Genomic DNA, 16,128 nt, shown 5'->3' with positions numbered 1-16,128 from the left:
GTCCTCCCTTTCGCGAAAAATTCTCACTTTCTGGAACGCGCCGGAACGAAAAGAGTTCCCCGATTCGGCGACCTTTTCTGGCTTCTATTTTACCATTTTTCGGGTTCCTCGGGCCCGGGGGCCAGGGCGAACCGGGCGATGGTCCAAAGAATTTTAACCCCGGCCGACACCGTGCCCTTGACCGTACCTGAGATTTTCGACACCCCGATGCGTCGGCGGTAACGCACGGGCACCTCCGTCACCCGGGCCCCGGCGCGCAGGGCTTTGATCTGCATTTCCACGTTCCAGCCGTAGGTCGGATCGGCCAGGCGAAGGCGTACGAAGAGGTCCCGCCGAAGGGCCCGAAAAGGCCCCAAGTCCGTGAAGGATTGGCCGAAGAGGGCCGCGATCAACCGACAGGAAAGCCAATTGCCGAAACGCTGTTGGGGCGTCAGGGAATCCCGGGGCGCGCCGCCGAGGACGCGGGAACCGATGACGAAATCGGCTTCGCCCCGTTCCAGGGGACCCAGAAGGACCGGAAGATCCCCGGGGAAATCCGAGTGGTCGCCGTCCAGAACGACGAGGACGTCCCGGTCGGGCGACGCGGCGCGGGCCCCGGCCTGGACGGCGCGGCCGTACCCCCGGCGGGGTTCGGCCACCACCGTGGCGCCCCCCTTCCGGGCGGCCCCCGCGGTCCCATCGGTCGATCCATTGTCCACGACGATGATCTGGGGGTTTTGATCCCGGGGAATTTCCGCCAGAACCGCCGAAATCGCTTTTTCCTCATTGAACGCCGGGATGACCACGACCGGACGGCACGGCCGGGGCCCGACGGCGGGTCGTGGAACCGGGGCGGCGGGGCGGGGCGAACCGAGGAACAAAAGGCCGTAGGCGGTTCCGTACTCCACGACCGGCACCCAGGGGGGGAGGGCCCAGACGCCGGTTCGATCGTAAACCGCGAGGACCGCGTAGGAAAGGGCCACCAGCCCCGTGAAGGCCAGTCCCGCGGGGTGGGGGAAGAAGCAAAGGAACGGCAAAAGCCACAGGGCGTACCAGGGGTGAACCACGGGGCTCAACGCCAGAGCCAGGGCAACGGCCCCCGCCGCGTAGGTCAGGGGGTCTTTGAACCGACGGGCCAGGACCAGCGCGGCCGCGACCCAAAGAACCCCCGCGCCGAGACGCAGCCAAAGTCCCGGCGCTCCGGTCACGGCGGACATTAGCGCGTAAATCCCGGCGTTAAACGACCAGTCCCGGGCGTAGGTCCGGGTTCCCGCGAAAAGGGACCGGAACGTTTCGGCCAAAGGCGGCGTGAGGAAAAAGGCGTAGCCCACGACGATTAACGACACAAAGGCGGCCACGGCCCGACGTCCTTCTCGACGTAAAATCAGCCAGGGGAGGAGAACCGCGGACCCCAATTTTCCGAGAAAGGAAAGGGCCCAGAGGACGCCGGATCGGACGGGCTTTTGTTGGTGGAAGGTCCAGAGGCCGGCCAAGAGAAAGAAAAGCCCCAGGCTGTCCACGTGGCCCGAGGAGGCGAATTCCGCCACCGCCAGGGGGTGCCAAGCGTAGATCAGGCACCGCTCCGGAGGAAGGCCCCGGGATCGAAGGAACGCCGGCAGGAGAAACATCAAAGCCAAATCAAAAAAAAGGAAGGCGACCCGCTGGGCGGTCAGGGTCGGCGACGCCGCGGCGGCGAGGCGAAACACCGCTTGGGCCATCGGCGGGTAAATCGTCGGGATCGACGGGTGGTTGATGCCGGGGAAGTCGGCGTTTTGAAGAAAGGCCAACGCCGGCGCGTTCGGGGGGAATCGATAGGGATTGATCCCGGCTTCCTGCACGCGCCCGTCCCAGGCATAGCGGTAAATGTCGTCGGACAGGCTGGGGGGGGAGAGGAAAGCGGTGAGGCGAAAAAGGACCCCCGCGGCCAAGACGAGCCCCACGGTCCCCGGCCGACGCAACACCCGCCGGACCGCCAGGAGGTAAACCACAAAGGCGGCGGCGAAGAGGGCCAGGAACGGGACGGGGTGCGCGCGCCAGGGGCGGAGGGTCAGCGAAGAGATCCAAGCGCCCTCGAGGGCCAAGGCGAAGGCGAGAAGCGGGGGCACGCGGGGGTTCAGGCCCGCTGAAGGGCGTGGCGCAGGCTGAGGTAGCCGACGTAGAGGTAGCCGGCCAAGAAGATCGAAAGGAAAGGGAGAGACCAATAATACCCCGCCCGGAGGGTCCAGCCCATGGCGGCCGCCAGGTAGGTCCCGACCGCCAACTCCAAGGCGCCGACGGGACGGGCGGAGCGATATTTCTTGGCGCGCCACTCTTGGCCGGGCCTCCGAATGTCGAATTTGGCCGTGCGGCGAAATTCCGTTGGAATGTTCAACAGGGCTTCCAGAACCGCGCGGCCGTTGTTGACGCACATGCCCACGCCGAAGGCCATGAGCGCCGGCAAATCCTTGCCGCGCAGGCGCAGGGGGCCCCCGAAGGCCTCCCGTTGGGCCACGGTGTAAAAAAGGAGAATGGACGCCGTGGTCAGCCCGAAGGCCGCCAATTCCACCACCCCGACCCAAAGGGGCCACCCCAACGCGCGTCGGGCCACGAGGCTGGGAAAAAGCAGGAGGGAAAACAGGAGCACCATGGGGTAAGCGAGGTTCGAGGTCAAGTGGACGGTGCTCTCCAGCTTCACAAAAAACGGGGCGGGGCTTCGCCAAAGGGCCGGGAGAATTTTTTTCGCCACTTGAAGGGCGCCCTTGGCCCAGCGGTGTTGTTGGTTTCGGAACGCTCCCATGTCGACGGGCAGTTCCGCCGGGCACACCAGCTCCGGCAAAAAGAGAAATCGCCAGCCGTTCATTTGGGCCCGGTAGGAAATGTCCAGATCTTCGGTGAGGGTGTCGTCGGCCCATCCGCCCGCTTCTTCGATGGTCCGCCGGCGCCAGACCCCCGCGGTCCCGTTGAAGTTGAAAAAAGCCCCCGAGCGGTTCCGGGCCGTGTGTTCGAGCAGGAAATGGCCGTCCAGGAGGAGGGCCTGAAGGCGGGTCAGAAGGGAATAGCCGGTGTTGACGTGCCCCCATCGGGCTTGGACCATGCCGAGGCCCGCGTCGCCGAACCAGGGAATCGTGCGCCGGAGAAAATCCGGGGGGGGGAGAAAGTCCGCGTCGAAGATGGCCACGAATTCCCCGGTGGCGGTTTGGAGCCCGTTGGCCAGGGCCCCGGCCTTGAACCCCCGCCGATCGGACCGCGCCACGCGCTCCATCGCGAGGCCCCGCTCCCGGTGTTCGGCCACCAGTCGTTCCGCCAGGGCGCCGCTCTCATCGGTGGAATCGTCCAGGACTTGGATCTGAATTTTTTCCGCCGGGTAATCCAACGCGGCCACGGACTCCAAAAGACGCTCGACGACGTACATCTCGTTGTACAGGGGGAGTTGCACCGTCACCCGGGGCCACTCGGCGGGCTCCGGTGGGGTCGCCAGGGGGGCGCGGGATTTGTAGTGCCGCCAATACAGAAATAAAATCCAATACCGGTGGAGACCGTAGAGGGAAAGGACGACGAGGATGCCCAAATAAACGGCGAGAGCCGCGGCGGGGGCCACGGAACTAGGGCATCCGTTCCAAAAGCGATTTCACCCGGGCTTTCAACCCCTCGGGGCATTGGCATCCGCCGGCGGCTTTCAGCCGCAGCAGCAATTTCCGCTCAAACTCGAACTTGTCGCCGCAGGGGGGACAGTCGTTCAGATGTTTCCGAAAGGCGGCGTCCTCGGCGGGAGTCACGTCCCGGCGATTGAGGAATTCGTAGGCGTGGTCCAGAATTTTATCGCAGTCGTGGTCGGTCATCGTTGAGCTCCCACCAGTCCGGCGTCCACCGCGTGGCGGTAGAGCGCCGCTTGAAGTTGCCGCCGCCCGCGGGCCAATCGGGAACGCACCGTGCCGATCGGGACGTCCAGGGCCTTGGCCACGTCGTCGTAGGAAAGCCCCTGGAGATCGTAAAGCACAATGGCGGTTCGAAACTCTTCCGGCAGGGCGTCCAACGCCGTGCGAAAATCGTCGTTGGTCAACCGGGCGATCACGTCGCGGACGGGGTCGGGCGCGGCCGGCGCCTCGGTCGACAACCGGTTGTACAGGTGGAACTCGTCGAGTTTCTCGTAAGCGTCCACGGACACTTTTTCCGGCTCCCGGTTTTTCTTCCGGAAATCGTTGATGTACGCGTTCGTCATGATGCGGTACAGCCAGGCCCGGAGGTTTGTCCCCGGCTGAAACTGCTCGAGGCTTTTCCAGCCCCGGGCGAAGGCCTCGGCGACGAGGTCCTCGGCCACCTGGGGATGGCGGGTCATGCGCAGGGCGACCCCGTACATCTCGTCCAACAAGGGGAGCGCTTTGCTTTTGAATTCCTGTGGCCGTGCCTCGTTCATTCTAAACCCCGACGGGAAAAAAAGTTCCCGTGCCGCTTCCTAGGTTATCAATTCTCGACGGAACCCGCAAACCGCCCGCGGGAGGCCCCTCCGGGTCGTTCGCCGCGCGATCGGGATCCGGTCGATTCGGAAAGAACGGGGCCCGGGGGGGGCGTGTCGATCGTTCCAACGGCGGTGTTCAGAGTTCCCTCGCGCCCAGGACGGGTTGACGGAAGCGGCGCCAAATTCCCATGACGACGAGTCCGAGGGTTGATTTTCCCGAAGCATCGGCGATTGAAAAGGACGTCCCGGCATTTTTTCTTTCATTTCGCGGTTGCCCCAGGGTCATAACCGAAGGTCGTCTCCCCCCGTTCGAGGCCAACGTGGCGAGGCAAAAAGAGACGATCCCACGGGGGGTTTTGACCCCCGACCGAATAACTTGGTAACGATTGTTCGACCACTATTTTGGTTCCAAGGGTGCCGCGAAAAGTGGCGCGAAAGGCCGAAATAAACATTGAAATGTGACCATTTTAGTAACACACTTAAATGGCATCCAACCGGAGGGGACACATGCGTTTCGGCAAACCATCCCATCGAGGAGCGACCATGATTGAGTTGGTCGTGGCCGCCCTTTTGGTGGGCGTCGGGGTGTTCGTTTCCATCAAAGTTTTCAACGGGGTCGCCAAGTCTGTTTTTATCAGCCAAACGAAACAGGTCGCCACCGCGTTGGCCCGGGAAAAACTGGAAGCCCTCCAGGTGCTTGCCTACTACCGGCTGCGAGCGGCCGGGGCTCCCACCTATTACCAGCCGGGCGGAAGCGGCGCCCCTTTTTTCTACTACGATCCTTACTACACCCCCGGTCCCGAGCGGATTCAAGTGGGCAACGTGACGTACTTCCGGGGGGCGTACATTGAACGGGTTTACCGCGATCCATCGACGGGGAATCTGGCGGCGATGGCCGCCGCCACGCCCTACCAGACCGAAGCCGGCATGAAACGGATCAAATCTTCCGTGATGTGGAAAGACGGGTCGTCGTGGCGGGTGGCGGACGTGACCGGCCTGAAGGAGAATCCCAACCGCACGCGGGGCGAGGTTAAATTTGTCGGCGTGATTACCGATACCAACAGCGTCCCGTTGAGCGGGGGGCTCGGGATTCGCGTGGACACCGTTGAAACCTTGGGGCAAATGGTGAACGCTTCGCCCAACGCCTCGGGCTACTACGAATTTTCCATTCGGCCCGGGACCTACACCCTCCGCGTTCGGGACACGAGCAGCGCCTGGAATTACTTCTCGGCCAAGCAGTCGGCCTACGTCGGGTACGAAACGGGCGTGACGACGGTGAACTTTCAACTGTCGCGTTTTAGTTACGGCCGCGTGGACGCCGCCTTTTGGTGGAACTCCAGCCCGGTGATCAGCCGCGTGGTCGGAAGCTCCGCCAGTTTTTCAAACCCCGCGTTTGCGCAGGAATGGGTGGAAATATTCAACCCCACGACCTGGACCTGGGACGCGACCAAGCTCAATCTGCACTTTTACATGACCCACAACAGCTCCGAACCCGCCGCGGGCGCTCTTCCCAACACCACCGCCGATTACGACCTGCATAAGATCGACGTCGGCTACGTCAACACTTCCATTCCCCCGGGCGGCTACTTCCTGTTCGCCAACACCCCCACGATCGATTTGGGGGAGGGGTCCGTGACCGCGGACGCGGTGTGGGAAACGGTCGATCCGTCGGCGAACGCCTGGTGGCGCGTGGACCGACCGGCGGGGGCCGTGGGTCGTTTCGATCCGGCGGGCCTTCTCTCGGCCGGGGCGCCCAATCCCGACATTATTACAACGGCGGAAACGGCGAATTTCCTGCCCAGTCAATCCACCTGGAACTTCGTCCTGGGTGTTCCGGCGGTTCAATACAACGGGGGGGGCGGCGCCTTGCGTTTGAGCTACAGCCGGCAATCCTCCACCGACTACATCTACTTGGACGGGGTCGGTTGGCGCGGGGGTTTGGACGCGGGATGCGTCGGAGGGGGGCGGGACCCCGTCGTTGCCGAGGAAAACTTCCGATTGGTGGATAAGGCGGGGGCCATTGAAGACTGCGCGGGTCTGCAGGCGGGCGAGCAATACCTGCGTTACGCGAGCACCATGGCCTGGCAGGAAACCCGGGACGTCGGGCCGGCCTACGACTCGAATTGCAACGTCCGGGATTGGTCCAAATACACGCCCTCGGCTCCGGGGTATTTTGCCCGGTTTCTCCCCCGCAACAGCGCGGCCGCCCCCGTGCCCGTCGTGGCGGGCCGGGACGATTGGACGCGAGCCAGCAACCGCTTGGCGGGGGGGAACGAGGCGGGGTACGTCAACGCTTTTGTGAACGACGGTTTGACCCCGACCCTGGACGGGTTGAAACCGACCTATTACACCGGGTGGACCCCGAGCAGCGTCGGGTTTTGCACGACGTGCCCGCGGTCCAATATGTTCAACTACACCACCTCCGACATCCCCTGGTGGGGCCGTTACGAATTTACCCGGGTTTCCACCGGAAACTGGACCCTGGGCTTGTACGTCCGCCGCATCACCGGCGGAAGCGGAACGGGCGGCACCCCCGGCCAAACGCCCTACGACTACCACGCATCGTCCCAAATCACCGTCAACGTCACCCCGGGCAGTTACAACTTCTGGCAGGGGGTCATCGGCGAAACGACGGATAAAGTGTTTCTGTTTGGGTCCGCCCGGGACGTTTACGATGTGCCCTTGGAAGACCTGCGGGTGGAATACAAATTCCCGTCCGGGTTCGTCGGCGCCTACACGCACTCCCGCGTCGGCGGGGCCTACAGCCTTGAATATTCGTCGTCGGTCAATCAAGCCTACGTGGGGGTGCATCTCAATAATCCGGCGTCCGGGGATTATGCCGCGGCCTTGAACGACGTGTATTGGTCCCCCGGGTCCCCCCCCATCGGACACGAATTTTGGGGCGGGGAGGGGTACTACGTCAATTCGTGCGCCTGCCCGAACACGCGTTTGCCCTACACGGGTTTTTTGGCCGGTTTCGTCCAGGACAATTTGGGCGCGGGCATCCCCGACGTCGTCGTGAGCGCCATCAACGCGGCGACCAAAGAGGAGCGAGCCTCGGCCACGACCTATTCCACCGTTACGAACGGCCGGCCCGTGGGCTGGTTCCGCATCAACGTGTCCTCGGGCGATTACCAGGTCCGGGTGATGGCGGAGCGTGGGGAAACCGTGACTCCGGACATTTCGGGAATCGTGAACATCGCGACCTCGGTGGCGACGGCGGGCGGAATCGTGGTGGGGACGTTCACCATCACCAACGCCTACGGGAACCGATCCGGATCGGTGGTGGCGTCGGGCGCCCCCATCCAAACCGGCGTTTTGTTGGTTTTGACCACCACCACCATCGCCGGGTCCACGCCGACGGCCCTCACGGCGCAATTCCGCGCCGGGGCGGTTGAATATTACATGACCGCGGCCAACGCGACCGGCCGTTACACCTTTGACGTCAAAATGGGGACGTACAACGTGTACGGCTTTTACCCCTATTTCAGTCCGACCGGCGACGTGGTCTGGGTGAAACGATCTCTTTCGGCCTACATCAATTCGGGCAGCAACAGCGCGGACTTTCCCGTTTTGGATCTGACCCCGTGATCGCCCAACGAAGAAAGGACCGTCGGTCCGCGGGATTCACCTTCGTGGAAATCTTGGTGACCTTGGCCATCCTCGCCGTGATGGTCTCGTTCCTGCCCGGATTGTTGGACAAGGTGGTTCGCTTCTATTACGTGACGACCGACCGACTGGCCCTTCAGCGGGACGCGCGCAACGCCACCGAAATCGTGATCACGAATTTGCGAAAAGCCGTGTCCACCACGATCAGCGTGGACCAAGTCGACGCTCCCGTCCCCCAGCCGCCCTATTCGCGGATCCGGTTTGAAACCGTGCGGGGGTCCACCGTCACGGTCTGGCAGGAAGGCCACAACTTGTACGTCACGGACTCCGTCTCGTCGCCCGTGCCCCGGGTCGTCACGCCGTACCTGCGTTTTCTGGCTTTTTCGTACGTGGGGTCCATGGACGACAGCGTCATGTCCGTTAACCTGTCGCTGGAAAAAGAGTCCTTCCGGCGGAAAAGAATTTTTTATGTCACCAACGACCGCGTCCGGATCCTCAATGAATAGCGACCGAACCCGCCGGGCCCAACGGAAGTCCCAACGGGGGTTCATCCTCCCCTTGGTGATTTTGATTTTGGCCCTTCTCGCCATTTTCCTGCCGAGCTTGATCCAAATGAGCAAAGACGATTCCCGGTGGTCCACGCGCAAGCTGCACATCGATGAGATCGTGACCATCGCGGAATCCGGCCTGGACCGGGGGTCCTGGACCTTGGGCGATTCCGAGTCCAATTGGCAAAACGCCAAAACGGGCGTCCCGATCCCGGAATTCAACTACGATCGAGTGTGGACCGATTTGGACCCCGCGTACCAATACAAAATAAAATTCTCGTCGGGCCCCGGTCCCGAGGAAGTCACGGTGCGATGCAAAGTCCGATCGGTCCGGAACGCCCAAACGGTGCGCACGTTGATGGCCGTCTACACGCGCAATTTTGTTGAAGCCCTGGTCATGAAAAACGATTTGAACCCGGCGTCCGATGTCTACCCCCGCGTTCATTGGGGCCCGATTAAAAGCTACGCCGGTCTCGGGTTGGCCCCCGCGTTCCTGACGGCCGACGTTCCCCATTTTCCCCGAAAATACGCGCGGAACGGCGTGTTCGCCCGCGACACCACCCGGGACGAACACAATTCCGACGGCCAGGAATATTGGGCCTTCGACAAAAACATCGGCGACCCGCCCGCGATCGACTATCCCTATTACCGCAGCAAAGCGGCCGCGTCGTCTTTGCCCCGGTGGACGGCCGGCCTGGGGACCCTGGTCCTGCGGGACGGCGCGACGGCCGCCGTTTCGAACGGGGGCGCGGCCACGGGGCTGTTTTTGTGCGCGGACAATTGGGACGGGTCCAACCGGGGGGTTCGGTTTCGGACGGACGTGGGGCAAAACTACGTGTTCTCCAATTCAACGTCGGTGTTCTTTATCGAGAATTCAACGAACGCTAATTGCGGCGCCGTCATCGAAGGGAAGGTCCTGTTGGACCTGGAGGCGTTCATCGTCGCGGGGCCGAGCAACGACCTCTGGATGCACCCCCACTGGGCCAGCTACAACGCCACGATCCCGGTGAACGCCGACATGGAATACCGCCAAACCGATGCCTCGACGACGTGGACGACTTCCGGGATGGGGGCGGTGTGGGCGTCCGGGCGTTATCCCTATCTTTTGCCCGACAAAGTGGGTTTCCATGGGTTTTTGCACGTTCAGGACGGTTTGTGCACGATCGAGGACAACAACGACGACGTTCGCTTGGTGGGCGTGGTCTACGTTAAAACCCTCAAAACCGATTTTGATCCCCCGGGGCAGGGATTGGACATCTATTTTGACGAGGCCGTGGCATCGCGGATGAAGGTGATTTACACCCCCGTTCGCCGACGCTATTACAACGAAGACAAATCCGATATGGTATGGCCTTAGCGCCCGGGGTCTCCCCCCGGCGCTTCTGTTTCATCGAGCCCGAATCAAAATAACCCGGTCCGACCCTTTCGAAAAGCCGGGGGAATCGAATTCCGTTGGAATCCTTCCCGGTGCCCCAGGGCTTTTAATCCCGATGGAGGATTTCGTGTCCTCCGGGGAAGGGACGGACATCCTTCGGGCGATTTTTAATCAACGAGGGAGAGCCGCGGCCGGCCTCCAAGCCATTCGAAGTCAATCCGCTCGAAGGATTTGTTTTATTAAAACCGACCACCCGCCTCGACGATTCCAGGTTCCATGCTGACCATGAATAAATTAGCGACAGAAAAAAGCCCGTATTTGCTTCAGCACGCCACCAACCCCGTGCATTGGCTCCCCTGGGGGGACGAGGCTTTTGAAAAAGCCCTTCGGGAGGACAAACCGATCCTTGTTTCCATCGGCTACGCCACGTGCCACTGGTGCCATGTGATGGAGCGGGAATCATTCGAAAACCCCGACATCGCCGAGGTCATGAACGAACATCTGGTGTGTGTGAAGGTGGACCGGGAGGAGCGTCCCGACGTGGACCGCCAATACATGGCGGCGATCCAGGCCATGACGGGCCAGGGCGGTTGGCCCCTGAACGTTTTTTTGACGCCGACCGGAAAAATTTTCATGGGGGGAACGTATTTCCCGCCCGCGGACCGGGGCGGGCGCCCCGGCTGGCCCCGATTGGTTCAACGCCTCGGTGCCGCCTGGAAAAATCCCCAGGAGCGGGCCGCGATCGAACGCCGGGGGGACGAATTAAACCGGGTCGTGGCCGGCTTTTTGGCGGGGGCTCCCACGGCGGTGGAGGCCGACGCCGAGGAGGCGGTGACGGCCGCTTTTGAGGCTTTCCGGGAATCCTTCGACGCCGAAAACGGAGGTTTTTCGGGGGCGCCCAAATTTCCCCTTCCGGTCAATCAGCAATTTCTCCTTCGATTCGCCGCGCGGGCCGAGGCCCGGGCGGACCCACGGGGTTCGCCGGCCCGGGACATGGCGGTTCGCACCCTCGCCGCCATGGCGGCGGGGGGGATTTGCGATGCGTTGGGCGGGGGGTTCCACCGTTATTCCACGGACGACCGTTGGCACGTCCCCCATTTTGAAAAAATGCTTTACGACAACGCCCAATTGGCGGTCAATTTCTTGGAAGCCCATCAGCTCACGGGCGACGCGTCTTTCGCGGACACGGCCCGCGTCACCTTGAATTATCTGATGCGGGATTTGGGGAATCCCCAGGGCGGGTTTTTCTCCGCGGAGGACGCCGACAGCCTTCCTCCAGGAAGCCCTCCCGGGGCCGATAAGAAGGAAGGGGCCTTTTACACGTGGACCTCTTCGGCGTTGGCCGAGGCCCTCGGCGCGGAGGCCGCCCTTTTTGCCCGGGCCTACGGGGTCCGGCCCGAAGGCAACGTGGCCGACGGCGCGGGGGAATTCGCCGGGGAAAACATTCTTTTCCGGGCGCGGTCCGACGCGGACGTGGCGGCCGATTTCGGTTTGACGGTCGAGGACGTCGCCCGGCGATTGGCGCGGGCTCGGTCGACGTTGCTGGGTCTGCGCCTGTCGCGGCCCCGGCCGTTCTTGGACGATAAAATTCTAACGGGTTGGAACGGTCTTGCCCTTTCGGCCTTCGCCAAGGGCCACGCGGTCCTGGGCGAGGACCGCTATCGGGAGGCGGCGGTGCGATGCGCGGAATTTCTTCAGGCTCACCTTTGGGATCCCGCCGGGGGTCGTCTGTCCCGGCGGTGGCGGGACGGCCAACGGGCCATCCCGGGGCAAGCCGACGACCACGCCTTCCTGATCCAAGGGCTCCTCGATTTGCACGAAGCGACCTTTGAGGTCCGATGGCTTCGGTGGGCGGAGGCGTTGGCGGATATTTTCCTTCGGGCGTTCGTGGAGGGCGATCGCGGCGTGGTGCGCACGACGCCCGTCGACCACGACCCCCGGTTGATCCTCCGGGCCCGGGACGAAGGCGACAACGTGGAGCCCGGCGCCTCCTCGGTCGCCGTGGCGGCCCTGCTCCGACTCGGTCGTTTGCGGGCCCGCCCGGATTTCGCGTCGGCCGCCGGGAAAATCGTGGACGCCTTGCGGGGGCGGGCGGCGGAAGCGCCCCGGGCTTTCCCGGGATTTTTGTCCTCGGTGCTGCTGGGTCTCGGGTCCTTCAGCGAACTGGTCATCGCCGGGCGGCCGGGCAACGAAGCCACCCGACGACTGATGGCGGAAGCCCGTCGAGTGTTCCGTCCCGACCTTCTGGTGTTGCTCGCGGATCAAGGCGAGGGCCAGGCCGCCCTCGCGGAACGCCTGCCGCACTTGGCGGGCCTCCGGGTTCCCGTGGGCCGGGCCCGGGCCTATTTCTGCCGGGACGGGGCCTGCGAACTTCCTTTGGAAACCCCCGACGCTTTGCGCGCCCGGTTGACCGGCTTCCCTCGATGGTGAAGGCGTGATTTCCCCTGGATTCCGCGCGCTTTTTTCCTCCCGGCGGTTCGTTCGGCGTCCCCTCCTTCTGGCCCCCCTTCTCGTGGGGACGGCGGGGGTTTTTGCGGGGCCCGCGGGGCCCCCTCCCCGGCGGGTGATCGTCCAATTTCAATCGGACCCCGCACGGTTTTTCCGCGCCGCCAAGGCCCCCGCCCTGACCGGACTGAACGCGGCCTTCGGCGTTCGATCCGTCACCCCCGTTCTTCGGGGCGGGGGGGCGACTTCGCCGCCTCGGAGGGCGCCCGCCCGGTACGGCGCCGCTCGGGAGCTTCGGGCCCAACTTGAAAACATCCGGATCCTGGCGTACGACGGCCCGGCCGATCCCGACGAAGTGGCGCGGGCCTTCGCCGCGGAGCCCGGCGTGGCCTGGGCCGAGCCGGACCGCCGGTACGAGGCGTCCTGGGTTCCCAACGACCCCGACTATTCCTCGCTCTGGGCCATGCCTAAAATAGAGGCCCCAACGGCGTGGGACTCGACCGCGGGCGGCGGCGTGGTGGTCGCCGTCGTGGATTCGGGGGTCGATGGAACGCATCCCGACCTGGTGGACCGAATGTGGGCCAACCCCGGCGAAATCCCGGCCAACGGATTGGACGACGACGGCAACGGATTTGTGGACGATGCCGGCGGGTGGGATTTTGCCAACGACGACGGCAATCCGACCGACGACGCCGGCCACGGCACCCACGTCGCGGGAACGATCGCCGCCACGGCCAACAACGGGCTGGGCGTGGCGGGGGTGGCGTTCGGCGCCCGACTGATGCCCCTCAAAGGGTTGGACGCCGGCGGCGCGGGTTACGAATCCGATTTGGCCGCCGGTATTATTTACGCGGCGGACAACGGCGCCCGGATCATCAACGCCAGCTGGGGCGGTTCCTCCAAAGGCGCCTTGATCGAAGCCGCCGTGAATTACGCCCGGGAGAGCGGCGTTTTGTTGGTGGCGGCCGCCGGCAACAGCAACGGCCCGGTGGGCTACCCGGCGGCCTTGGACGGGGTGGCCGCCGTGGCCGCCACCGATGACGCGGATCGGAAGGCGGATTTTTCAAGTTTTGGCCCTCCGATGGACGTGGCCGCCCCCGGCGTGGGGATTTTATCCACGTTGCCCGGGGGGACGTATGGGACGAAAAGCGGAACCAGCATGGCCGCCCCTCACGTGTCCGGGGTGGCGGCCCTGGTCGCGGCGCTCCATCCCTTTTACACGCCCGCCCAGCTTCTTGCCGCCCTTCGACTGGCCGTGGACGACGTGGAAACCCCCGGCTTCGACGCCGCCACCGGCGCCGGGCGGATCAACGCCGCCCGGGCGGCGTCCCAGCGGAATCTGGCGGCCGTCAACGACCCGCCGACGGTTTCCATCGTTTATCCCGCCGACGGCGCCACGGTGGCCGGCCTTCAGGGGTTGCGGGGGACGGCGGCTTCATCGGCCGGGCTCTTTCGGGTGGAGGTGTTGGTCGACGGGGCTTCCCGGGGCATGGCCCACGTCAACCATGGGACGTGGTCCTGCGCGGTCGACGCGACGGGGTTGTCCGGCGCTCATCGATTGACCGTGCGGGCTCTGGATGTTTTTGATCAATCCACCGACGCGTCGGTCGCGGTCAACGTGGCGTCGCCCACGCCCCTGGGTCCCGGAATTCCCGCCGTTTACGACGCGGGGGTGGGCGCGCCGGCCTGCGGCGTCGGCGCGGAATGCGATTCCGTGAACCTCTTGACGGGCCGGGGAAGCTTTTTGGGCGGCGCCGAGCCCGACGCGCCCAACACCCTCCTCACCGCGCCTTGCGCCGATGGAAACGAAGGGACCTTTCACTTGGACGAGTCCATCGATCGCCTGCGGGTTCGGAGCGCCTCCGGCGGCCCCCTCACGGCCGGGGGGGGGGCGACCATCGACGTCTCCTATTGGTCTTATTTTGGGTTCACCACCGATCGGGTGGCGCTCTATTACGCCACGTCCCCGGCGGCCCCCGGGTGGACGCCCCTCCTGTCTTTCGTGCCGACGGCGGGCGGCGGGCAAACCCTCCGAACCGCGATGACGCTCCCCGATTCGCCCCGGCTGGTGCTCCGCGCCGTCATGACCTATCAAATTCCGCCCGACGCCTGCGCCGCCGGGGACTACACGGACCACGACGATCTTCTGTTCGACGTGGCGGCGGACACCCGGCCCCCGGTTCTTTCGGACTTGAGGATCCGCCCCGAACCCCGGCGGGCGACCCTTCAATGGAACACCGACGAACCGTCCACGGCTGGGGTGGGCGTCGGTCCGGCGGGAACGTCGCCGATCGGTCGGGTGGTCCTGGCGGATGAGTCGTTGACGCACGCCGCGGTCCTCGGGGACTTGACGCCGGACACGGCCTACGATTTTCAAATCGCCTCCCGGGACGCCGGCGGGCGGGAAAGCGTGTCCTCCGGAACCTTTCGGACCGTGGCGGACACCGAGCCCCAAAAACCCCGGGCGTTTCCCTCCCCGTATGTCCCCGGGGCGGGGGACGTCCGGCTGATTCACTTGCCGGCGCACAAAAGCGTCCGAATCGTGTCGGTGTCGGGCCACACGGTGCGGGTTCTCCCGGTCGACGAAAACGGGGAGGCCCGTTGGGACGGCGCCGGGGAGGACGGCGCGTCGGTGGCCAGCGGCGTTTATTACATTCTTCCCGAAGGCGCTCCGCCCTTCCCGTTCGTGGTGCAGAAATGAAGGCGGCTTCCGTGGGGCGGCGGCTGTTCCTGGCGTTGCTGGCTCTGGGGGCGATCCCCTTCCTGGGAGCGGAACCTCCGGCGACCCGAAAAGTCATTGAGGGTCGAACCTTTGTTTTTCGAAAGGGGAACGCCTACGAAATCGTTCAAGGACGGGAGAAATTCTTCAAGGCCCTCTACGATCCGGCGTTTGTTCATCGTCGGTATCGGAACCGGGGCGGACGCGTTTTTGCCTTGTCGGACGACGGGCGGGAATTTCCCGTCCTTCGGACCTTCGCCGAGGGTTTCGAGGGCGCGGCCTCCCTGCGGGACTTGATCGGCCCCCACCGGGGCTGGTCGGGCTTCACCCTGCAGTCTCCCCGGGCCCGGACCGTGCCCGACTACGTCGCCCTCCGAAACCGGATCTTGTCGGGCGCCTCCGATTTTCTGGACAACCGGGTGGAGCCTTCGACGGTCCGCCCCCACGCCGGCCGGGCGAGCCTTTACCTCTATTCCGCCGCTCCGACCCGGTCGATGATTTGCTCCAAGGCGTCCCTGGAGACGGGGCTGGCCTATTTTGTCCGGGGCGACGATTTTTGGTATTCGGCCTGGTATTTCATCGTGGAGGGGCGGCCGCTGGGTTTGGTGGATTTGGAATGCACTTACATGGACGAAGGACCCGGCCCCCGCGTGCTCCTGTCGGAGACCGGCGAACCCCGGGTGGAGTTAAAGTGGGCCGACAAACCCACCTACCGGGCTCCGCGGGGGATCGCCGTTCCCCGGGGCCAATGGTTCCATCTCCGGGTTCACTACCGGCTCATGGACGACGATCAAGGCGTCGTCCAACTGTGGTTGAACGACGACAAAATCATCGACGTCCGGGGCCAAACCCTCCCCTTGCCCGATACCGTCTTGGACCGCGTGGAGGTGGGCCTCACGGCCAGCCCCCCCGGCGCCCCTTCGGCGTTGTTTCTGGACGACGTGGCTTTCGGCGACAAACCGCCCGCCCCGCCGCGTTGACGGGGCCTCTCCGGCTGTGCTAAAATCCACCCCGTAAC

10 protein-coding genes are annotated in these 16,128 nt (G+C 64.3%); 6 read left to right on the top strand and 4 right to left on the bottom strand.

The window, feature by feature from the left end; all coding sequences use genetic code 11:
- Nucleotides 1–89: 89 nt before the first annotated feature.
- The 4 genes from IPP68_08040 to IPP68_08025 are packed head-to-tail and all read right to left on the bottom strand — an operon-like array spanning nt 90 to nt 4,372.
- On the bottom strand, nt 90–2,084 hold the full coding sequence (locus IPP68_08040) for a glycosyltransferase (GenBank protein ID MBL0350309.1): 1,995 nt from the start codon (nt 2,082–2,084) through the stop codon (nt 90–92).
- A gap of 8 nt (nt 2,085–2,092) precedes the next feature.
- Complete coding sequence (locus IPP68_08035) at nt 2,093–3,556, bottom strand: glycosyltransferase (GenBank protein ID MBL0350308.1); 1,464 nt, start codon at nt 3,554–3,556, stop codon at nt 2,093–2,095.
- Nucleotides 3,557–3,560: 4 nt separating this feature from the next.
- Nucleotides 3,561–3,797: a zf-HC2 domain-containing protein gene (locus tag IPP68_08030; GenBank protein MBL0350307.1), complete on the bottom strand. Its 237-nt coding sequence runs from the start codon at nt 3,795–3,797 to the stop codon at nt 3,561–3,563.
- On the bottom strand, nt 3,794–4,372 hold the full coding sequence (locus IPP68_08025) for a sigma-70 family RNA polymerase sigma factor (GenBank protein MBL0350306.1): 579 nt from the start codon (nt 4,370–4,372) through the stop codon (nt 3,794–3,796). The genes IPP68_08030 and IPP68_08025 overlap by 4 nt, the downstream gene beginning before the upstream one ends.
- A gap of 585 nt (nt 4,373–4,957) precedes the next feature.
- Between IPP68_08025 and IPP68_08020 the strand changes: the two genes are divergently transcribed.
- From IPP68_08020 to IPP68_07995, 6 genes are all read left to right on the top strand, one after another.
- Nucleotides 4,958–8,005: a carboxypeptidase regulatory-like domain-containing protein gene (locus IPP68_08020; GenBank protein ID MBL0350305.1), complete on the top strand. Its 3,048-nt coding sequence runs from the start codon at nt 4,958–4,960 to the stop codon at nt 8,003–8,005.
- The gene (locus IPP68_08015) at nt 8,002–8,529 is read left to right on the top strand and encodes a prepilin-type N-terminal cleavage/methylation domain-containing protein (protein ID MBL0350304.1); all 528 of its coding nucleotides are present in this window, start codon (nt 8,002–8,004) and stop codon (nt 8,527–8,529) included. The genes IPP68_08020 and IPP68_08015 overlap by 4 nt, the downstream gene beginning before the upstream one ends.
- The gene (locus IPP68_08010) at nt 8,522–9,928 is read left to right on the top strand and encodes a hypothetical protein (protein ID MBL0350303.1); all 1,407 of its coding nucleotides are present in this window, start codon (nt 8,522–8,524) and stop codon (nt 9,926–9,928) included. Before IPP68_08015 ends, IPP68_08010 begins: the two co-directional genes overlap by 8 nt.
- Before the next feature lie 303 nt (nt 9,929–10,231).
- Entirely contained in the window at nt 10,232–12,376 is a 2,145-nt protein-coding gene (locus tag IPP68_08005) for a thioredoxin domain-containing protein (protein ID MBL0350302.1), read from the top strand.
- A gap of 4 nt (nt 12,377–12,380) precedes the next feature.
- Nucleotides 12,381–15,092: a S8 family serine peptidase gene (locus tag IPP68_08000; GenBank protein MBL0350301.1), complete on the top strand. Its 2,712-nt coding sequence runs from the start codon at nt 12,381–12,383 to the stop codon at nt 15,090–15,092.
- Nucleotides 15,089–16,090 carry a hypothetical protein gene (locus IPP68_07995; protein ID MBL0350300.1) on the top strand — a complete coding sequence of 334 codons (1,002 nt, stop codon included), beginning with the start codon at nt 15,089–15,091 and terminating at the stop codon, nt 16,088–16,090. The genes IPP68_08000 and IPP68_07995 overlap by 4 nt, the downstream gene beginning before the upstream one ends.
- The last annotated feature ends 38 nt before the right edge of the window (nt 16,091–16,128 follow it).

This window comes from Elusimicrobiota bacterium, from assembly GCA_016722575.1.
Taxonomy (GTDB): Bacteria; Elusimicrobiota; Elusimicrobia; order FEN-1173; family FEN-1173; genus JADKIY01.
The sequence above is the reverse complement of the archived record's forward strand: the minus strand, read 5'-3'. Positions and strand labels throughout refer to the sequence as shown.